The following is a 21,800-nucleotide window of genomic DNA, read 5'->3' on the forward strand; positions in this document are numbered from 1 at the left end:
GCGAGTTTATGCTTGAAAAATAAAAAGGAAAAGTTATATGTATAAAATAGCAATCAACCGTCCAATAACAACTTTGATGTATGTATTTACATTAGTTATTTTTGGATATATGAGTTTTAAATCGATGCCATCAGCCCTATATCCAAATATTGATTTTCCAATGGTTACGATTAAAACTGTCTATCCTGGTGCAGAGCCTAGTACCATAGAATCTCAAGTGACAGATAAACTTGAAGAAGCTTTGAGTCGCATCGGTGGTATAGACATTATGAGTTCAACAAGTAGTGAGGGGATTAGCATCATTATGGTGCAGTTTTTACTAGAGCGTGATATAGATGAAGCAACAAATGATGTACGTGATAAAGTTTCAGCTGTATTGTTACCAAAAGATGCCCAAACACCACTTGTAAGTAAGTTAGATATAGGTGGGGCTTCTGTTATCAATCTATTTTTAACTGCAAAACAAGATAATATTCAAGAACTTATGGTGTTTGCAGATGAAAAGGTAAAACCATCTATACAAAAACTTATAGGAGTTGGTGGTGTCAATATCATTGGGTATAAAGATAGAGAGATAAAAATTTATCCAGATATTAAAGCACTCAACAGATATAAAATTGCCATAGATGAACTTAATCGTGCAGTATCTGTAGAAAATGTAAAAGTTGGTGGTGGAAAACTTATCACTGAGAAAAATGAGTTTATTTTAAAAACAAAAGCAGATGCTTTAACGATAGAGCAACTAAGAAATATAAAAATAAAAGATGGTGTGCGTTTAAAAGATGTAGCACAGGTTGAAGATACTTTGTCTGATCCTAGTAGTTTTGCAACATACAATGGTACACAAGGGGTGATGATAGAGGTGCAAAAAATCTCTGGTGAGAACACTATCGATGTAGTAGAACGTGTAAAAAGTGTTGTTCCATCATTGCAAAAAATGGCAGGGGAGCGTTTTGGGGTTGAGACATTGCAAGATACTACGCCATTTATTCATGCTTCACTTGAACATGTAAAGTTTGACCTTATTTATGGGACAATTTTAGCAACTATTATTATCTTTGTATTTTTGCGAAACTTTACCATTACATTGGTTTCTGCACTTTCTATCCCAATTGCAATTTTTGGTACATTTGCTTTGATGAACTTTATGGGGTTTGATCTTAATAAAATGACACTTATTGGTTTAACACTCTCTATTGGGATTATCATTGATGATGCTATTGTAGTCATTGAAAATATTTTTAAAAGGCTTGAAGCTGGTATGGGTAAGCTTGAAGCTGCATTTTACGGAACAAAAGAGATGGCATTTGCTATTTTGGCAATCTCAGCTATGCTTTTAGCGGTATTTATCCCCGTGGCAAATATGAGTGGGATAGTTGGAAAATTCTTTGAGAGTTTTGCTATGACTGTTGGTTTTGCGATTATTATTTCATACACTATTGCACTGAGTTTTATCCCGAGTTTTAGTGCACGTGTTATAAAAAAAGGGGAGAGTTGGTTTTACAATATGACTGAACCTCTTTTAAAATTCATCGATAACATCTATGTTACTTTTTTAAAAATAGCATTACGTTTTAAATTTATTACAATCATTGTTGTTGTACTTACGTTTGTATTTTCACTTTCACTGTTTCCAAAAATTGGGATGGACTTTATTCCAAAAGAGGATAAAAGTGAGTTTGAGATTAAACTCAAAGCAAGAGCTGGAATTTCTTTAGAGGAGATGATACGAAAATCTCAGGAAGTTGAGAAGTTTGTAAAAGAAAATAAAGATGTAGAGTTTACAACACTGAGCGTTGGATACAACACAGCAAAAGAGAAAAATAAAGCACTCATATATGTAAAGTTAGTTCCAAAAGAGCAAAGAACACTGAATCAGGAACAGATTATTCAAAATTTTCGTGATGGCTTAGTGAAATATTCAAAAGATATGTTTATAACTGCTGCTGCTATTCCAAATATCAAAGGTGCAGGAGTAAGTGTTCCATATCAAATAGTTTTAAAATCAGACTCGTTTGAAGATTTACAAACTGCAAAGAAAAACCTAGTTGAATATCTCTCGAAAAAAGAGGGCTTTAAAGATATAGATACAAATCTCGATGATCCAAAACCACAATACGAGATGACCATACTACGTGAAAATGCAAGTCGTTTAGGTATTAGTGCTTCGCAAATTGCAAATGCCATAGCGATTGCTTTTTCAAGTGATTTAGAGATTTCGTATTTTGAAGAAAATGGAAAACAATACAACATTACACTTCGATTTGATGATGTTCACCGAAAAAGTATAGATGAGTTGAAAAAGATTCAACTTCGTTCAAAAGATGGGGAACTAGTTTTCTTAGATGGTTTAGTAGATATCAAAAAAGGGGAGTCTCAAGCAACAATCAACCACTTTGATCGACAAAGACAAGTAACTGTGTATGCTGATCTTTTTGGGCTTGATCTAGGTGGAGCAGTGCAATACACGCAAGAAAAGATAGATGAATTGATGCCACCAAGTGTTACTTATAGATTTACTGGGTTTGCTGAAGAGATGAAAAAAACTGGTAAAGCTTTTGGTGCAGCAGTTGGGCTTTCAATTATTTTGATGTTTATCATTTTAGCTATCTTATATGAGTCGTTAATTCAGCCTATTATTATAATGATTGCATTGCCTCTTAGTATAATTGGTGTGATGTTTGCACTCTATCTGAGTGGATTACAATTTTCCCTTTTTGTAATGATTGGTTTTATGCTTCTGATGGGAATGGTTGGAAAAAATGCAGTATTGCTTGTTGATTTTGCAAATCATGCACTTTCAGAGGGAAAAGAGGTTGAACAAGCACTTATTGAAGCGGGTGAAAAAAGATTACGTCCAATTTTGATGACAACATTTGCCATGATTTTTGCGATGCTTCCTTTAGCCTTTGGAAATGGTATTGGTAGTGAAAATAACGCACCTATGGCAACATCAATTATTGGAGGATTAGTAAGTTCTATGGTATTGACACTTTTTATTGTTCCTGTTATCTATAGACTTATATCTCCACTTGATAAAAAACTTAGAAAATTTTATGAATTAGGAGAAGTGAACACTGTTGAAAAATATGAAGTGAATTAGTGTTATAATTCCTCTTATGAAACAACAAAACGAATTAACTCCAAAGAAACAACAAAAAAAAGAGCAGATAATGCAAAAAGCATTAGAGCTCTTTGCTAACAAAGGGTTCTATACTACAACGATCCCAGATATTGCAGCAGCTTTGAAGATGAGTGTTGGTAATATGTACAACTATTTTAAATCAAAAGATATTTTAGCAAAAGAGATCATCAGATATATTTCAGCCTATCTTGGACAAAAAATTCGTGTTATAAATGAAGAAGATATCTCTACAAAAGAAAAAACAAAAAAAATTATACAAATCTATTTTCAAACTGCAATTTTAAAACCAGAGATGATAGACTATTTTCTTCGCATTTATCTTTCAACTCGTGAAGTGTTTAAAGAGGATTGTGAGGGGATGGTATGTGTAAACGACTTTGTCACAGAGATTATGATCTATTTTGAAGAGGGGGTGAAGTGTGGTGATCTAAGAGATCAGGATTTCTTTAGTGCCTTTGGCCTTTTTATGGGATACTTAGGTGGTATGGTCTTTCTAAAAGGGGAAGATATCTTGCCAAAAGAGCTAGATGCGTATGTTGATGATATAACTGAAAATATCTATCGAGCACTTTCAAAATAAAGGAAAATACAATGAGTAAAAGCACAGTTGTATGGTTAAGTGCTATCTCATGTAATGGTAATGCTCATAGCTTTTTGAACTATCCAAACCTACAACAATTTTTAGAAAATTTTGAATTTACTTATCATCCAGTTTTAGAATCATCATACACATTAAAAGATTTAGTTTGTGAAGATGTACCATGCGATATTTTAATTATTGAAGGTGCAATCGCAACAGAGTTTGAACGCTTCAATACATCTATAAAAACACTTATAAATAAATATGCAAAAGTTGCACAAAAAGTTGTAACAGTAGGAACTTGTGCAACCTTTGGAGGGCTTTTTGCTCAAAGTCAAAAAAATGCAACAGGGCTTCATTTTAAAAAAGCTGAGCCTATCAACTACTATAGTAGTTTTTTTCATAAAACCATCTCTTTGCCTGGATGTCCCATACAGCCAGAGGTATTGGCAACGGCTCTTTACAGTATAAAAAACTCATTTTCTCTACATCTAGATCAGTATTTACGCCCAAAAGAGTTCTATGGTTTTACAGTCCATAATGGATGTGTAAGAAACGAATATTTTGAGTATAAAGTAGATAATTACACATATGGTAGTTTAGAGGGATGTATGTACTACGATCACGGATGTCAAGCACCATACACACATAACAGTTGTAACAAAATTCTATGGAATGAAGTAAACTCTAAAACACGTGAAGGGCACCCTTGTGTAGGGTGTAGTGAACCAACTTTCCCAAAAATGAATCTTTTTGCAACGAAGAAAAATATGGGAATTCCAGAGTTTTTACCACTTGGTGTACCAAAACGTGCATACTTAGGTGTAGCAGGGGTGGCAAAAGCGTTTAAAATTGAGCGGTTTTACAAAAGGATTTTAGATGATTAAAATTATTGAGAAGATAGAAGGGGAAGCTAAACTCAACTTTTCTTTTAATCAAGATACGATTGATTTTGTAGATATAGAATTTTTTTCAACGAGAAGTATTGAAAATATTTTGAAAAATCGTCCAGCTCTTGATGCACTTGTTATAAACCCTAGAGTATGTGGTATTTGTAATCATGCACACTTAATAGCAACTGTTCAAGCTCTAGAGGATTGTTATGAGCATATTGAACTCTCTCAAAAAGCAAAAATCATCCGTGAGCTTACTCTCAATTTTGAACTGATCCAAAGTCATGTCAAATGGTTTTATCTTACACTGTACCCATTATTTGGAAAAAAGCAAGAGGTTTTAAAAGCAGCCTATGCTTCAAATATTATGTCAAAAGCGATAGCAACTTTTGCAGGGCAGTATCCACACAACTCATACGCGATTGTTGGTGGAGTTATTAGCTCACCTACTGCTTTAGAGCTTATACAAGTACAAAATTATATACAGAGTGTTATCAATTTTTTTGAAGAAAATATAGTGTTGGCAGATTCAAGTGCTTTTTTAACATGTAATTCTATCGAACGACTTTTAGAAACTGCTGGAGAGTTGCCAAATTTATTAAATGAGATTAAAGACAATAACTGGGAAGAGTTAGCAAAAAGTTATGATCGTTTTATTGTATTTGGAGAGAATAGTTTTTTTAAACGCGGAAAGTCTTTAAAAACAAGGTTAAATCATCATATAAGTATAGATGACGTTCAAGAACAGAGTATAGAAAACTCTTTTGCAAAAAATGTAACTTTTAAAGAGAAGTTTTATGAAGTAGGTCCACTAGCTCGTGCAATGGTTAGAAAAAAAGCACTGATAAAAGATGCACATAGACGCTATGGTGATAGTCTCTTTAGCAGAGTTTTAGCACGTGTATGTGAAGCCGTACAGCTACTGCATCACTCTAAAGAACTATTAACTTGTATTCAATTGGACGAACCCTCTTACATAGAACCAAAAATCTCAATAGAAGAACTCACAGGAAGTGGAGCAAGTGCCGTTGAAGCAGCGCGTGGTTCACTCATACATAAAGTAGAGTTAAAAGATGGACTCATCCAAAACTATGAAATGATAACACCCACACAATGGAATCTTGGCAATGGCACAAAACAAAACCCAGGTGTAGCACAAAAATCTATGTTGGGTTTAAAAGACACCAGCTTAGCCGAGCTTTGTTTTAAAAGTTTTGATGTGTGTTCAGTTTGCACTACTCACTAAAAATACCCAGGAAGCATTAAGTATTTATACATTGGCTTGAGCATATACAGATCAAATGCCCACCACATCCAGCGAGGTTCATCTATATCCATAAATGGGATCGTTGGTTTTGGTCCTTCGTAGTTAAACTCTGCCATCAGTATTTTGCCGTACTCAGTTTTTAAAGGACACACTGTATAGCCATCAAACTTCTCTTTTGGATCTTTTCCTTTCATTACAGCTATAAGGTTATCTGTTAGGATCGGTCCATGGTGTCTTGCACTTCCTCCTGTTTTTCCCATAGGGATACCACACACATCGCCGATGCCAAAAACATTAGTATATTTGTTATGTTGCAATGTATACTTATCTACATCTAACCACCCCATACCATTTATAAGGTCAGAGTCCATTAGTGCAAGAGGTGGGCTCATCGGTGGCACTACATGTAAAAAGTCATACTCTACAACAACTTCGTCTGAAATACTCTCTTTTATAGTCTCTCCAAAATCTTCATCATATGTCTCTTTTTCATAGGCATGTATAAATGTAGCTTTTTTCCCTTTTACATCTAAAGATTGTAAAAAGTGGGAGTAGTTTGAGGTGATTGTATCGTATTGTTTTTGTACTTTTTCAAGCGCAGTAGCTACTTCTGGTAGATGAAAGAGTGTTTTTAAACCAGTATAGAACTGATAGTCTGCACTAAGTCCTGCTTCTTTTAAATAATCAGCACTCAAATAAAGCATTTTTTGTGGAGCACCACCACACTTGATAGGGCTGTCAGGTTGTGTATAGACAACTTTTTGTTTTTTTGTTTTGGCTTTTTCTTTAAGCTCATCGAACCATTTCTTCATCTCAACTGCTCCACGAGCAGTTCCTTTTTCCATATCGCTTAGATATACACAAGAGATGCCATTTGTCCCTATATCTTCTTCATTTAAACCCTCTATTTTATCAAAACGGTTGATAACTCCAGTTGCTACAATCATATAGTCATACTTAACCTCTTTTCCAGCGCGTGTTGTAACACTATTGTTTTTTGGATTAAAGGATGCAACTTCATCTTTTATCCACTCTACATCATCAGGGATATATGCACTATTATGTAAAATCAGATCATCAAAAGTCATTTCACCAGCCGCAACAAATACTTGTCCTGGTTGATAGAGGTGTATCTCATTTGGTGCTATTATAGTTATATTTGGATTTTTTATGGCACGGTGTACACGAGAGAGTGCCATGATAGCCCCCGAGCCTCCACCAACTATAAGTACTTTTCCACTTACATCTTCACTCGCTTGTATATCAGTAGGTTTTGCACTCAGTAGCATAGTAGCTGCAACGGGTGATAATCCTATGACTTTGAGGGCATCTCTTCTTGATAAGCTCATTATTACGCCTTTATTTTGTGATATATCGTCAATTGTACTAGTCTATTTCTTAGTAAAAACTGAATTAGTATTCATATTTTTTGAATATAAATTTTTTTTATCCATTTTTAAGTTTCTAAGTAATTTTAAAGCTTCATTCCCATACAATTGAAATACTGAATGAGTATTCATTTTTATAGACGATGTCTAAATTTTGCAAAGGTGGTGTATTATGGTAGAACAAAGAGAATCTTTGGCAAAGATGTTTAGTGCTAAAAGTTCACGCGTCAATACGAACCGTGGAGAGGCTTATTATGAGTCTTTAATGGAGATGATGACACAGCGTTTACAAGAGCTTGAAAAGAGCGAGGTTGCTTCTCGCACATCCGTTCTTTCAGTTTTAGAGGCTGAGGGTGTTTCTAGGCGTGACTTTATGAAGTGGGCAAGTGCTGCATGTGCTGCGTTGATGCTTCCATCTAGTTTTACACCACTTGTTGCACAGGCGGCAGAACTTATGAACCGTGTACCTATTATATGGTTAGAGTTGCAAGATTGTGCAGGTAATTCAGAGGCAATTTTAAGAAGTGATGCGCCTACGATCGATGAGCTAGTACTTGAGACTATCTCTTTAGAGTTTAATGAAACACTTATGGCTGCTGCTGGTCATCAAGCAGAAGAGCATTTAGAAGAGGCGATGAAGACATTTAAGGGCAAGTACCTTTGTGTAGTTGAGGGGGCTATCCCTATGGGTGCTGGACGTGAATGGTGTACGATTGGTGCCAAAGGGGAAACTTTTGAAGAACACTTAAAACGAGTGGCCGCAGATAGTGCAGCAGTTGTTGCAGTTGGTACTTGTGCAACATTTGGTGGTGTTCCAGCAGCTTCTCCAAACCCTACAGGTGCAGTTGGTGTTCAAGATGTTATCCGCGGTAAAGCGATCATTAACATCCCTGCTTGTCCTGCAAACCCTGCAAACATTACAGGAACTATCTTACATTTTGTATTAACAGGTCAAGTTCCAGAGTTAGATCATCTAAACCGTCCAAAATTTGCATTTGGATACAGAATCCACGACAACTGTGAAAGACGTGCGCATTTTGATGCGGGTGAGTTTGTAGAGGAGTGGGGTGATATTGGTGCACAAAACAATTTCTGTCTATATAAAATGGGCTGTAAAGGTCCTATGACATTTAACAACTGTTCAATCGTACGCTACAATAGTGGTACAAACTGGCCAATTGGTGCTGGACATGGTTGTATAGGGTGTTCTGAACCACAATTTTGGGATAAGTACGCACAAGAGCGACCAATGGCAGATACTCACTACAAAGCTCCAACAGGTGGCGTTGAGAAAACAGTTGATGAGTTTGGTTTAGGATTACTTACAGCAGCTGGTATTGGTATAGGTATTCATGCAGCAGCAAGTGCGATAGCTGGAAAAAGAGAGGGAGATGAGTAATGAGTAAGCATATTATAGTTGATCCGATAACAAGAATAGAGGGACACTTAAGAATAGAGGCGGTCATTGGCGATGATGGTGTTGTAAAAGATGCCTATTCAAGTTCTGGAATGTTTCGTGGTATAGAAGCCATCTTAAAAGGGCGTGATCCAAGAGATGCAGGGTTACTTGCTATGCGTATATGTGGTGTATGTACAGGGACTCATTACCAAAGAAGTATTGAAGCGGTTGAACACGCGTTTAACTTGAAGATCCCTAAAAATGCAAGAATTGTTCGTAACCTTATCCAAGGTGCATTGTATGTACACGATCATGTTGTGCATTTTTATCATCTCCATGCACTTGACTGGGTAGATATTACATCAGCACTCAAAGCTGATCCTGCAAAAGCTGCTAAAGAAGCACTAAAATGGAGCAATACTCCACATGGTGCAGGTGAGGGGGAGCTTAGAGCTATACAAGAGCGTGTAGGGAAGTTTGTAGCGCAAGGTCGTCTAGGTATTTTTGCAAATGCATACTGGGGCAATAAACACTATAAACTCTCTCCTGAGCAAAACCTTATAGCTGTTGCACACTATCTTCAAGCGCTTGATATGCAAAGAGATATGGCAAAAATGATGGCAATCTTTGGTGGAAAAATGCCACACCCTCAATCACTTGTAGTTGGTGGTGTGACATGTGTACAAGATATTCAAAACCCTGCACGTATAGCTGAGTTTAAATCTATACTGAACAAGTCAAGAAACTTTGTGAAAAATGCTTATATGCCAGATGTTTTGATGGCTGGTACCGTGTATGCAGATGAAGCGTTAGATGGAACTGGAGCAGGTCTTAAAAACTACATGAGTTATGGTGATTTTAGACTTGACGATACAGGTTTTTACACTTCAGCTCTGCTTTTCCCTAAAGGGGTGGTTTTAAATGGTGATCTAAGTACATTGTATCCGTTAGAGCAAGAGAAGATCACAGAGGATGTTTCTCACTCTTGGTATACAGGTGGTGGCGATAAAGGTTTACATCCATTTGATGGTGTGACAAATCCACACTACACAGGTATGGAGAAAAAAGCGGATGGAAATGCGTACATCAAACCAAATGAAAAATACTCATGGATCAAGTCACCACTTTATGATGATACAAGAGTAGAAGTTGGACCATTAGCACGTGTAGTTGTTGGTCTTGCTGCAAAAGATCCAAACATCACAAAATACGCAACTGATTTCTTAACTGAACTTGGAAATACTCTAGGTCTTGGAAAAGCTGCACCTGCATCGGTGATCTTCTCAACTGTTGGTCGTACAGCTGCTCGTGCTATCGAGACAAACTTGATGGCAGATGTGATGATGGGATGGGTAGATGAACTAGCAGCCAACGTTGCAGCTGGTGATCACAGTACTTGGACTGAGTTTGACTTTGATGCGGTAAGTAAAGATGCTAAAGGTTTTGGAATGGCTGAAGCTCCTCGTGGAGGTTTAGGTCACTGGGTAGTTATAAAAGATGGAAAAATTGAGAACTATCAAGCAGTAGTACCATCAACTTGGAATGCGGCTCCAAGGGATTATAAAAACCGTATGGGTGCATATGAAGCTGCACTTATAGGTACAAAAGTAGCTGATCCAGAACAACCGCTAGAGATACTAAGAACTATACACAGTTTTGACCCATGTATAGCGTGTGCTGTGCATATAGTTGACACAAAAGGCAAAGAACTCGCACAGTTTAAAGTCGGAACAAGCTGCGCTGTATAAAGGAGTCAGTTATGAGTCGTAAAAAAGTTGAAAGAATGACGGCTGCTATGAGGATCAACCACTGGGTGGTTGCTATCTCTATGGTTGTAGCAGTAGTTACTGGACTATATATAGGGCATCCTTATTATCAAAGTTTCATCGCTGATCCTGCGGCAGATAAGTATGTAATGGCGTACAACAGACTAGCTCACTTTATAGTAGCTATCATCTTTGATGTGAGTAGCATTGTTGTTGCGTATTTATACTTTTTCTCACGTTTTGAAAAAGCGTATAAAAAGTTACTGCCAACACCAAAGAATATCTTGGTATTTATAGCAGTTGTGCTTAACCTTATAACATTTAACCGTGTGAAAAAGTTTGACTCTTCACAAGCAGATAGTTTTAATGCGGTGTATTTTTTCGTATTTCACTTACTGTTACTGTGGATGCTTTTTACAGGGTTACAACTCTATGTTCACGGTTTAGAGAGTGGGCAAAGCTCTATAGGAACATGGTGGCCAACACTTTTACATGTTGCTACTGATTGGACTGTGGGTGTAACTGGTGGAACGTTTATGGATGTAAGAATTGCACACCATTACTCAATGTATGCTATCATCGCTTGGACGATGTTTCACATCTACTACCAAGTGTGGAGAACTATCTTCTGGCAAGAGGGCGACATCGCGATCGCTTTTGGTGGAAGCAAATTTGCAAACGAAAAATCGTAAATAGAGCTTAGACTCTATTTGCGTTATTATATGTGTGAGGTTTTATGAGAACAGCTATAATTGGTGCAGGGACTATTATATTCCAAGATGAGGGTATTGGTGTTTATGCGAGTAAATACATAGAGCAAAACTACACATTTGAAGATGATGTGACATTAGTCGATGGCGGAGTACTTGGCTTTGGACTAATGCCATACTATCAAGAGTATGACAAAGTTATCATCTTAGATACACTTACGATCGAGGACAGTGTAGGCTCGATTTATAATCTCCCATCTGAAGAACTACTAGGGCTTGGAAGCTACAAACAGACTGCACACGAAGTTGAGATCGTAGAGATGTTAGAGATATGTTCACTCCTAGAAAAAATGGCAGATGTAAACATCATAGGGATAGTCCCAAAAGATATACTCACTGTCGGAGTTGGTTTAACAGACGAGTTAAAAGCTCAGTTCGATGCTTTCATAACTGTTACAATGGATGAAGTAAAAAATAGTGGGATTGCATACAAAAAAAATGAAACTCATGTACCACTTGAAGTGATCTTGGAGAAGTACGCAAACCCTAGTGCTGAGGCTATGGTTGTAAATTAACAGGAAAATTGCAAAAGAAGGTAATGATATCACTTGTATATTTTAAATAACTTTATACGATATAAGTCTTAATAACTGTAAAGTGACCTTATTTTCCTCAAATAAATGAATTGCATTTATTTTATATTAAAAGTTTAAATATTCCTCTAAAAAATATTGATAGTTATCTGCATTTCTGATAGCGTATTCAGGGGTTTTTCTTGCTAAGTTTTGACAGTTTTTAATCCCATAAATTTCTTTTAAATTACTATTTGTTTTTCCATATCCATGAGATAACTCGTGTGCTAATGTTCCTGGTTTACTATTAAATCCGTTTGATTTTAATTTAAAATAGTTCTTGTAGCAAACACCTAATCGGTGATAATATTCATTTATATCTGGAGATGGCCAAAACCAAGCAATGGTATCATCTTCACAATTTGTATTCGTAATAAACATTTCAAAGTTTTTACATATTCTATTTGAAAAAATGCCATTTATTACTTTTTTTACATGACTCGATCTTGTATTATTATATACTCCAAACCATTTTTTATATAAACTATCATTTTTTATTTTAATTTTTTTTAATATTTCTTTTTTGTTTAAATTAAGGTAGTCATTTTTTAAAATATATGTTTGTGAATTGTTATTAGGATAAATTCTTGGAAAACTTAAATACTTTGTTCGATAACATTCACCACCATCATTATATGACAGATAACAAATATTATTTGGGGGACAAGAAGGTATAGCATCTATTGTCTTAATTCTTTTTTTATTTGGAATAGTATTATTGTTAATCTTATTAAAATATTTATTGATTCTATTTGTTGGATATAAATGTGCTTTAACGATATTTGATTTTAATTTTATTGGCTTAAAATCATCTAGTTTTGATTTCTTTTCACCTTTTATTACTAAAACATCATTATATTTTAAGCTCACACTATATAAGGCTTCGGCATTTAGGTGATAGAAATCACTTAGATTTATTTCTTGCGTGATTGATTCCTTGGATTTAATTTCAATTGTACTTTTAGTTTTTTTAAAAATACGTTTTGCATAAGGTCCTTTATATTTACAGGGCTCTTCATCTTGCAATTTTATATCAAAACAATTTAATACAATAGCATCAAAAGGAGTATTCCATTTCAGTAATTTTATAGAATAAGCATATTTATTAGTTAGAGTAACTTTTATCTTATTAGTTTTTGAGTGTGATAATTTAATTTCCAGTGCCATAATCAATCCTTTTTTATGTAGTAGAACGTTTGACTACAACGACACCTCTAAGTGTTCGTTGCTAGGCTTTGTTAGCATTATCTTACTTTCATTAATGTTCTTGAAAACTTTATATTGCCTTTTTGGAAAACTACACTGTTACCAATCTTTTTGTCTTTAAAGAATTTCAAAAGTTTTATACTTTTATTACTTCTAATAAAAGCAATAAAATCATCTAAGTTTATATACTTTTCATTGAAGTACATTCTTTTTACAACATTATTTGTATCCATACCAAATTCTCTTATTGCAAAATGGTCATATTCAAAATATGATTTTACAAGTAATGAATTTACTACAAGGCAGTTATCAATTTTTTGGTTATTTAACTCATCCAAAGGTGTAATAATTATTGGTATGATTTTTTTGACAGCATGTAGATTGATATTTAATTTTTTTGATAACTTTGTTTTATTTTTTATAATGTAATTTTCTATTCTATTTAGTTGAATAGAAGCTTTTTTTAGGTCTTTTTTTCTTTGATACATTGGTTTATAACCATAATATATTTTTTGATTTTTTAATTCTGAAATAATTAAATTATGCCCATCAAATAACAATAAATCTATTTCACCTATTGTTATACTTCCATTTTTCAATTTAATATTTTTTCTCATTTCAATATTTCTAAAGCTTAAAGTTTTTTCACTTGGCAAAAGTTTTTCTTCTAATGTTTTTCCTTTTTCTGAAAACTTTGAAATAATATCATCAAACCGTTCCACAAACAATCTAGGAGTATTGGCATATTTTATGGTTATTGGCACAGCATATGTCATAAAGTCATATTTGAAAAATGGGTAATTAAAAAAATCATCACCATTATTTGTGTAAAAATCTAAAGACTTTTCAAAAAAGCTTTTTACTTCTTCTTCATTTTTCATATTAACAATATTTTCAAATACCTTAAAACTAGCTATGAATAATTTTAGGAAAAACTCCCAATTAACAATAAATGCTGTTTCATTTTTTTCATTATTATAAAAATAAAAAAAATATGTTCTATAGATAAGATAAAATTTTATATATGCTTCAAGACAAAAATTATTTATTTTTTGATTAAAAATTTTAGATTCTATAAAGTATTCATTCTCAAAAATATTTTTTATGTACTCATATTCTAGCTGAACAATTCCAATCATATCTTTTTTTTCTACAAGAGGTATAATTTCTTTAGTATACTGCATAGACATTCTCATATGCTTTAAATTTAAATAGAGAAAATAGCCAAATTCTTTATTAATAAAAATATTCATTTGTTCTTTTTTTGGCTTTATTAAATACTCAGTATTATTACTATCTTGTAACTTTGATATATTCCAATCAAATAAATTAATTAAATCAATACATTCAATAGCATTTTTCCAAATACTAAAGGAATTTAATATACTAAAATTATCATCTTGAAAAAAATTAATAAATTCTTTTTCTATACTTTCATCATTATGAAAATATGGTTTAATTAAAATTTCATCTATTTTAGATTTATACTTAAAAAATGATATATTTGTTTGCATAAATTCAGCTATAAATTCTATTTGTTGGTCTATATCAATAGAGTTATTGTCCTTATTAGGAATAGAGTATGAAGAAGTTGTATCTAAAAGTTTATTTAAATTTTCATTTTCCCTATAATTGTCAATTATTAATAATAATTCTTGTGTAAGATGATTAAAATATGCAAAAAGATAGTTTACGAAAAGTTCTACTTTGTCTTGTTTTTCTAATGAAGTATAAAAATCATTAAATTTTACATAAAATTCATTCATTGTCAAATAAATATTTTCAATATACTCAAAATACATTTTAAACTCAAAAAAAGTATCTACTTCTTTTAATCTAATATTGAATTTTTGTAAAAAATCAATTTTACTTTTAAATTCACTTGGATTGTTAATATTAAAAATTTGATTTCTTTTGATCTCATGATATAAATTCTTCAATTCAGTAGTATTGCTTGATTTAATCATCTCAATGTTATTTTCAATATCAAGTTTTTTAAATGTTTCTAGTTTATTAATTGTATTTTCCTTTTTTACTGTGCAGTGCTAACGTTTGAAATGAGCCGATGAATTGCCCGCAGGGTAATTTATTGGCTCCACTGACTTGTTAGCTTTTTTACAAAGTTACCCATTTCAAAATCTATATATCTTGAAATTGTTATAGATTCATTATTTTTAAATGAAATTTTACAAGTACATAAAAATGGACCATAGGCTGATGTTCTAACGCCTATATAATCTTCTGTTTTTGTACCTTCATATATTTTATTTCCCCAATAACTTCCAAAGAAAAATTTTGCCTTATCAATATCAGTAAAATGTGTACTTTTATGTCTTATAATATAAATAAATATATCAAATTCTTGACCATCTTTATTAGAAGGCTCAACTATATGTGCAAGGAAGTAGCCTCGACAATCTTCATATATTTTTTCTCTTTCAACTGCTCTTTGTTCTGAGATTCCTAAATCCTGTGTATCTGGATATTTTTGCTTCGCTAATACAAACTTTGATAATTGAGGATTCTCTATTCCAGCAAATATTTTTTCATCTTTAAAATCTGATGGTGCATAAAGCTTTTTATGATGAGAACTAACAAGCCATGCGAAAACACTCAAAACAATTACAGGAAATATTGTTAAAAACCAAATAATAGGCATTCTTTCAGTTGTTACAAGATGCTCACTTGATCCTATTAACAAAGCTGCAAATCCATAAATCAATACAATAAACAATGCAATAATCCCTAATGGGTTCCTTGCTAAATCTTTTGCTGTATTCCCAAATGTTTCCAATGTATTCATAAAGTTAATTCCTTTGATAAGCTAACTATTTATTCAACGAACATTATATATAAAACAGTTCGATATTTCCAAATTAAATGACACTAAAAATGTTAATTTAAATGACTATTTTATTGCAAAATGGCATATTTCTGCTAAAAATTGCTAAAATCTTGAAAATAGCAATGTATATTTAAAAATATAATTGCCATTATTTGATCATTTTGTCATTTAATTGTTAGAAAAAAGTGTTAAATGTACATTTTGCATATTTAAACTTCTTTTATAAAACAAAACAATAGAATAATGAATAACTATTCAGAAAAAAGTGAACAATGATGATAAAACAACTTATAAAGTATAACAGTGACGGGAGTTATTTTGCGGGTTTTTTACAGAGCTTGATCGATGAAAGTGGCATTAGCGGGAGTGTTTCACAAGATGAGCATTACATTACACTCAAACTCGATGGATCGCAGCAAAAAGAAGCAGAGGTGTTTGATGGTCTATGTGCGAAGTATTTGCCACACTCTTTGTTTGTAGAGGCTATAGAGTCAAAGCCTTTGGAGTTTGCCATCACACCATCTACTTTTCGCTCACAGAGTTACGAGATCGCACCTTGTCCCAAATGTTTGGAGCTTTTAACAAACCCTGCAAGTGAGTTGTATTTAGATGATAATGTTGTGTGTGATCATTATAGTAATGATGGGGTAAGCATCACCGACACAGCGACATATACGCCACACTACACAGACCAAAACACACTTTTACTTGTAGATTCATCGAAGATAAACGAACTTTTTTACATCACTCAAAAAGAGCAAGAGGTGCTTTTTAGCATAGAAAAACCAACCATAAAAGTAACCATCAAAGATGAAACACTCAAAGAACTAACAGGTAAAAACTTCATAAATATCAAAGCCCCTTTTAGCATTAAAAGCTCCCTTGTAGCACTCAATGCAAAAGAGAGTGAGATCGGGTATGTATTTTTTGACGATCCCCAACCTTTTAGAGTTGTAGTGGTACAAGAAAATGTAACGATCATTGAAGATAAAAAAGGTCTTTCACGATCCTTGCAACCACTTGATCAAGATGAGATACTCAACCGTTTTTTAAATATTAAACACGAAGCCGTTTTTAGCAAAAGTGCCATCGGTGCTTATCTCTCTACAAATGAGATCTCATTTTTGATCGCAAATGAGCTAGGAACGAAGAAAGTGCTTTCACTTGGAGCGTTTGATCTGCAAACTTCGCTCAAAAAGATGAAAGCAGATGAGAAACGCTCGAAACTACTTGAAAACTTTGCAAGTAAGCGCAAAGATTTTGCAGAATTTGAAGCGATGGACTCTCAGGATATATTTGCCGTAGTGTGTAAGATACTTGAGTTAAAAGAGCAGAGTTATGAAGCATTGAGCGACAAAGCTTTAGAGTTTAGAGGCAACGGCGGACTTAAAATAGATATGTTTTTTGATGACAAAGGGTTTGACTACGAGTCGTTTTTAGGCTCTGTTATAAGTTTTTATCTTGCTGGAGCTGAAACGCATTACTTGGCGTATTCGATTTACGAAGCGTTTGGAGATATGACGATATCATCACTCACACAGATACAAAAGAAGTTTCATATAGACAACTTTATAATGATGGGAGATATGTTTGCCAACAATGTCCTTTACTCTCGTATACTCTCAAAGTTTCAGATGCAAAAACCTTATTTTTCAAAAGCTATAGCATTAGATAAATAAAGGAGGATTCATGTTACGTTTTTTTCTTATAATATTAGTAGCTTTGCCACTTTTTGCAAGTCAAGATAAATGGTACATTTTAAGTCACGATGATGGATGTATAGATATGAGTCTGTTAAATAGAAAAGGGGATTTCCCACATACACCAACTTCTCCACAAGACTATGCAAAGATGATGCAAGAGCAGGGCAAATCTGCAATTGTAAAAGAAAATCCAAATAAAAAAATCGTTCAAGTTAAACTTGGTGGAACAAAAACATTGTTTTTTGTAAAAGAGGAATTGTGTCATAATTTGGGCAATTAAAAAAATTTTAAAAGATAGTACTTTATGACAAAAACAACAGATGAACAAAAACTATACGATAAGATGCTGGAAAACAATCATGGTGACTTGGTATTGCCACCACAGTCGTTTTCGATAATGAAAGGTAAGATTATAGAGTATAACGACGATGAAAAATCTTTATGTACTAAAATCCCCATTTTAAACGAGTGGCTAAATCCCTACAAAACAATGCAAGGCGGTTTTATAAATGCTGCCATAGACAATGCCATAGGACCACTAAGCCTACTAGTCGCTCCTGCAAATATGACACGCACGATGGAGACAAAATACCTCAAAGCAATCACAATGGATGTTGAGTACATCTATATCTATGCTTCTTTAGTTGAACAAAGAAAAAAACGTTTAACTTTTGAAGTGAGTGTTGAAGATAAAAACGCCCAGGTGTATTGTCAAGCGAAAGTTGTGAATTTTATACTTTAAAAAAGATTAGCTATAAAATAACTATAGTAAATGTTTTCTGTTTAAAATAATTAATATTTAATTAAAGTTTTTTATGTATAATCTTATTGTATATGTTTTTTGTTGATAAAGTGGAGCAAGTATAATAATGTAAGAAAATTGTCAATTATTTTGTAGTCTCTTTATCTTGAAAAGTAAGTCTTTAAATAAGTTAAGGAGACAATTATGCAGGTCTACAGGGTATCAATAAAAATTGAAGATAAAAGTTTTGAAAATATCATGAAAGATGGAGTTATGGCTTCAACAGAGTTTGGTCGATTAAATGGTGATGAAGAAATACCAGCTTATAAAGTAAATGTACTTGTGAAAAATGAAAATGATATTTCTACTACATGGGCACAAATTTTGAAATATGATTCTTCAAAAGGCTATATACTATTTGAAGAAGGTTTTATTCATCATGAAGAAAAAATTTTAAAATCTAATATGTCAGACAACTTTATTGAGGCATCAGTGCATATTGAAGAAATGAAAGATAGTAATATTATAAAATGTTTATCAGAAGTAAGTTTTTCAAAAAGAAAATGTTGTACTTCTTATGGTGATAATTGTTATGTAAAATGCTGTAATTGTTGTTGTTCTGATGCTGTTGCATGTCCTGGTGCAAGTTGTTGTGCAATGTAAGTGTATTTATAAATAGAGTATAAATTTACTTATGATAATATAGTTTCCTTGAAATAAAGGAAGCAAAGTGCAGATTCGTAAAGCTTTATTTGTAAAAGGTATTGTGCAGGGGGTTGGTTTTCGCCCGTTTGTGTATCAGATAGCACTTGAAAATGATCTTGGCGGATATGTTAGAAATGATGCTGATGGCGTTATGATAGAGCTGCAAGGGAGTGAAGAAAATATAGAACTGTTTTTACAACAGCTTCACTCCAAACTTCCTCCACTGGCTCGAATAGACTCTATTGAGAGCCAAGAAATAGAGCTCAAAAATGAAACTGCTTTTACAATCCTGCAAAGTGATAACTCCCACGCAAAAACTACACTTATTTCCCCAGATATTGCAACATGTAAAGAGTGCTTGAATGATCTAAAAACAAAACAAAAGTACAAAAACTATTTTGCAACAAACTGTACAAACTGCGGACCAAGATACTCGATCTTAAAAACAGTTCCATATGATCGCATAAATACTTCTATGAGTGTGTTTGAGATGTGTGAGTCTTGCCAAGAGGAGTATAACGATCCAACAAGCAGACGCTACCATGCACAACCGATCTCGTGTAATAACTGCGGACCAAAATTAGACGGCGAAATTGAGACCTTTGCAAATTATATACAAGAGGGAAAAATAGTTGCCATAAAAGGGATGGGTGGTTTTCATATAGTTTGTGATGCTACAAACGATGCAGTGGTGCAAAAACTAAGAGATTATAAAAACCGCCCGAGTAAACCTTTTGCATTGATGTGTAAAGATATTGAACAAGTAAAAAGCATCGCGAATGTAAGTATAAAAGAGGAAGAACTGCTCAGTTCAAAAGAAGCACCCATTGTTATACTGCAAAAAAACTCTGCTGATCTTCTCTCACACCTGATCGCTCCAAATATCGATCGAATAGGGTGTATGTTGGCATATACGCCGTTACATCATCTTTTGTTTGAACATCTGCAAACTCCGATTGTAGCTACAAGTGCTAACTTAAGCGAAGAGCCGATTATCACTACAAAAGAGCAGATACAAGAGAAACTTCCATTTGTGGAACATATCTTAGATTTTGATCGAGAGATTATAAATGCGATCGATGATTCACTGGTGCAAATAGTGGACGGTAAAATGCAAGTGCTTAGACTTGCTCGTGGTTATGCTCCAAAGGTTATAAAACTTTCAAAAAAATCAGATAAAAAGATACTCGCAGTTGGAGCAAATGCAAAAAGTACGATCGCTTTCGTGATTGAGGACAACCTGATCCTCTCACCACACATTGGTGATTTGGATTCTTTAGAGGCTTTTAGTTATTTTGAACGAACGTACGAGAGCTTTAAAAGATTTTATGATTTTGAACCTGATCTGATCATTCACGATAAACACCCAAACTATTTAAGTACAAAATGGGCAAAGTTACAAAATATTTCACTACAAACTATGCAACACCATTTAGCACACATTTATGCAACAAAAGCGGAGTTTGGACTCCAAGGTGATTACTTAGGTTTTAGTTTTGATGGAACAGGTTTTGGAGATGATGCAACGCTTTGGGGTGGTGAGATATTTGTAGGTGATGAGAGAAAATACCACTTTAAACCGCTCAAACTTTTAGGCGGTGTTAAAGCTGTCAAGGAGCCAAGACGTGTGGCACTCAGTTTGTTGTTTGAGAAATATAGTTTTGATGAGGTGCAAACACTTGAATATGAATGTATTCAAAGTTTCTCCAATCAAGAGCTAAAGATGTTACACCAAAGTTATGAAAAAAATCTCAATGCACCTCTTAGCTCTTCTGTTGGGCGACTTTTTGATGCTGTGGCATCTTGTGCAGAGTTAGCACAAATCATTAGCTATGAGGGGGAGAGTGGACTTTTATGTGAGAGTGTTTATGATGAAAGTGTTAAAGAGTATCTAAATTTTACGATCGAAGATGGTGTGATCGAGATAGATTTTTTAAATACATCATACGATAAAAAAACACTTCCAACACTTTTTATAAATACTTTAGTTGAGATCATTATACAAATTGCACAAAAAGAGCAGATGGAAGTGATACTTAGCGGTGGAGTATTTCAAAATAAAACACTTTTAGAACTTACAATAGCAAGGTTGAAAAAATTAGATATAAAATACTTTTTCCAACAAGCTAGTCCGATCAATGATGGGGGGATTGCTTTGGGACAAACATATTACTCTTTAAATGACAAAAAATAGTAAAAAAGTAGTAAAATTAATTTTGTTTTTAATTTAAAAATATAAAATAATGAATAACTATTCATTTTTTGAGTAGAAAATTCATCTTCAAGGAAGCGCATTATGAAAATCTTATTGGCACTTTTAGCATTATCGGCTATGGCATTTGGACACACATCTACTTTAGAGAGTGGTGGTTTTAGCAGTGGTTTTTTACACCCAATTAGTGGACTTGATCACATTTTAGCAATGGTTGGTGTAGGTATGGTGGCATATGCATCGGCTAAAAATGGTTACTTACTTTTAGTTGCTTTTATGGGAGCAATGTTAATAGCTGCGACTATTGGTTTTGCAGGTGTAGAGTTTGCGTATGTTGAAGAGGGAATTTTACTCTCAATTGCTGCGGTATTTGCACTCATTGGTTTTGCTAGAAAAATGTCTATGGCTGTTATCTTTTTTATCATTGCATTTTTTGGGATGTTTCACGGGTTTGCACATGGTGCAGAGTTCCAAAGTGGAAGCTTCTTAGCATATATGGCAGGTTTTTCTACATCGACACTTCTTTTACACATTAGTGGTATCGCGTTAGCATATATATATGCACAAACTGCGATGAGAAAACAAACACAATTAGCAAAGTAGTTTT

At 33.7% G+C, this 21,800-nt stretch carries 18 protein-coding genes; 14 read left to right on the plus strand and 4 right to left on the minus strand.

Going from position 1 to position 21,800, the window contains the following annotated elements; all coding sequences use genetic code 11:
• Positions 1-37 precede the first annotated feature (37 nt).
• Genes ACQY56_RS07055 through ACQY56_RS07070 form a run of 4 tightly spaced genes read left to right on the plus strand, consistent with a single transcriptional unit; the run spans position 38 to position 5,864 of the window.
• Positions 38-3,103 (plus strand): efflux RND transporter permease subunit, encoded by a 3,066-nt coding sequence (locus tag ACQY56_RS07055; protein WP_428737219.1) that lies wholly within the window; start codon positions 38-40, stop codon positions 3,101-3,103.
• Between the two features lie 16 nt (positions 3,104-3,119).
• The gene (locus ACQY56_RS07060; RefSeq protein WP_428737220.1) at positions 3,120-3,725 is read left to right on the plus strand and encodes a TetR/AcrR family transcriptional regulator; all 606 of its coding nucleotides are present in this window, start codon (positions 3,120-3,122) and stop codon (positions 3,723-3,725) included.
• A gap of 11 nt (positions 3,726-3,736) precedes the next feature.
• Positions 3,737-4,612, plus strand: coding sequence for a hydrogenase (locus tag ACQY56_RS07065; protein WP_428737221.1), 876 nt, complete (start codon positions 3,737-3,739; stop codon positions 4,610-4,612).
• Entirely contained in the window at positions 4,605-5,864 is a 1,260-nt protein-coding gene (locus ACQY56_RS07070; RefSeq protein WP_428737222.1) for a nickel-dependent hydrogenase large subunit, read from the plus strand. Before ACQY56_RS07065 ends, ACQY56_RS07070 begins: the two co-directional genes overlap by 8 nt.
• Here ACQY56_RS07070 and ACQY56_RS07075 read toward each other — a convergent pair.
• Positions 5,861-7,234 (minus strand): NAD(P)/FAD-dependent oxidoreductase, encoded by a 1,374-nt coding sequence (locus ACQY56_RS07075; protein ID WP_428737223.1) that lies wholly within the window; start codon positions 7,232-7,234, stop codon positions 5,861-5,863. The genes ACQY56_RS07070 and ACQY56_RS07075 overlap by 4 nt on opposite strands.
• Before the next feature lie 211 nt (positions 7,235-7,445).
• On the opposite strand from ACQY56_RS07075, the gene ACQY56_RS07080 reads away from it, so the two are divergent.
• Genes ACQY56_RS07080 through ACQY56_RS07095 form a run of 4 tightly spaced genes read left to right on the plus strand, consistent with a single transcriptional unit; the run spans position 7,446 to position 11,723 of the window.
• On the plus strand, positions 7,446-8,672 hold the full coding sequence (locus ACQY56_RS07080) for a hydrogenase small subunit (protein WP_428737224.1): 1,227 nt from the start codon (positions 7,446-7,448) through the stop codon (positions 8,670-8,672).
• Entirely contained in the window at positions 8,672-10,420 is a 1,749-nt protein-coding gene (locus ACQY56_RS07085; RefSeq protein ID WP_428737225.1) for a nickel-dependent hydrogenase large subunit, read from the plus strand. Before ACQY56_RS07080 ends, ACQY56_RS07085 begins: the two co-directional genes overlap by 1 nt.
• An 11-nt stretch (positions 10,421-10,431) precedes the next feature.
• Entirely contained in the window at positions 10,432-11,130 is a 699-nt protein-coding gene (locus ACQY56_RS07090; RefSeq protein WP_428737226.1) for a cytochrome b/b6 domain-containing protein, read from the plus strand.
• A gap of 44 nt (positions 11,131-11,174) precedes the next feature.
• Positions 11,175-11,723, plus strand: a complete 549-nt coding sequence (locus tag ACQY56_RS07095) for a HyaD/HybD family hydrogenase maturation endopeptidase (protein WP_428737227.1) — start codon at positions 11,175-11,177, stop codon at positions 11,721-11,723.
• Between the two features lie 126 nt (positions 11,724-11,849).
• Here the strand turns inward: ACQY56_RS07095 and ACQY56_RS07100 are convergent, their stop codons facing one another.
• From ACQY56_RS07100 to ACQY56_RS07110, 3 genes are all read right to left on the minus strand, one after another.
• Complete coding sequence (locus ACQY56_RS07100) at positions 11,850-12,947, minus strand: M35 family metallo-endopeptidase (protein ID WP_428737228.1); 1,098 nt, start codon at positions 12,945-12,947, stop codon at positions 11,850-11,852.
• 77 nt (positions 12,948-13,024) lie between these two features.
• Complete coding sequence (locus tag ACQY56_RS07105; RefSeq protein ID WP_428737229.1) at positions 13,025-14,953, minus strand: hypothetical protein; 1,929 nt, start codon at positions 14,951-14,953, stop codon at positions 13,025-13,027.
• A 119-nt stretch (positions 14,954-15,072) separates the two neighbouring features.
• Positions 15,073-15,789: a pYEATS domain-containing protein gene (locus tag ACQY56_RS07110; protein WP_428737230.1), complete on the minus strand. Its 717-nt coding sequence runs from the start codon at positions 15,787-15,789 to the stop codon at positions 15,073-15,075.
• Between the two features lie 314 nt (positions 15,790-16,103).
• Here ACQY56_RS07110 and ACQY56_RS07115 point away from each other — a divergent pair, with 314 nt between their 5' ends.
• The 6 genes from ACQY56_RS07115 (at position 16,104) to ACQY56_RS07140 (ending at position 21,796) form a co-directional block, all read left to right on the plus strand.
• The gene (locus ACQY56_RS07115) at positions 16,104-17,510 is read left to right on the plus strand and encodes a hydrogenase (protein WP_428737231.1); all 1,407 of its coding nucleotides are present in this window, start codon (positions 16,104-16,106) and stop codon (positions 17,508-17,510) included.
• Positions 17,511-17,520: 10 nt separating this feature from the next.
• Positions 17,521-17,814 carry a hypothetical protein gene (locus tag ACQY56_RS07120; RefSeq protein WP_428737232.1) on the plus strand — a complete coding sequence of 98 codons (294 nt, stop codon included), beginning with the start codon at positions 17,521-17,523 and terminating at the stop codon, positions 17,812-17,814.
• A 24-nt stretch (positions 17,815-17,838) separates the two neighbouring features.
• A complete protein-coding gene (locus ACQY56_RS07125; RefSeq protein WP_428737233.1) occupies positions 17,839-18,276 on the plus strand; it encodes a PaaI family thioesterase in 438 nt (145 codons plus the stop codon).
• 204 nt (positions 18,277-18,480) lie between these two features.
• Complete coding sequence (locus tag ACQY56_RS07130; protein ID WP_428737234.1) at positions 18,481-18,939, plus strand: hypothetical protein; 459 nt, start codon at positions 18,481-18,483, stop codon at positions 18,937-18,939.
• 67 nt (positions 18,940-19,006) lie between these two features.
• Positions 19,007-21,175: a carbamoyltransferase HypF gene (hypF, locus tag ACQY56_RS07135; RefSeq protein WP_428737235.1), complete on the plus strand. Its 2,169-nt coding sequence runs from the start codon at positions 19,007-19,009 to the stop codon at positions 21,173-21,175.
• 102 nt (positions 21,176-21,277) lie between these two features.
• The gene (locus ACQY56_RS07140; protein ID WP_428737236.1) at positions 21,278-21,796 is read left to right on the plus strand and encodes a HupE/UreJ family protein; all 519 of its coding nucleotides are present in this window, start codon (positions 21,278-21,280) and stop codon (positions 21,794-21,796) included.
• Positions 21,797-21,800 lie beyond the last annotated feature (4 nt).

The organism is Sulfurimonas sp. (assembly GCF_050296975.1).
GTDB lineage: Bacteria > Campylobacterota > Campylobacteria > Campylobacterales > Sulfurimonadaceae > Sulfurimonas.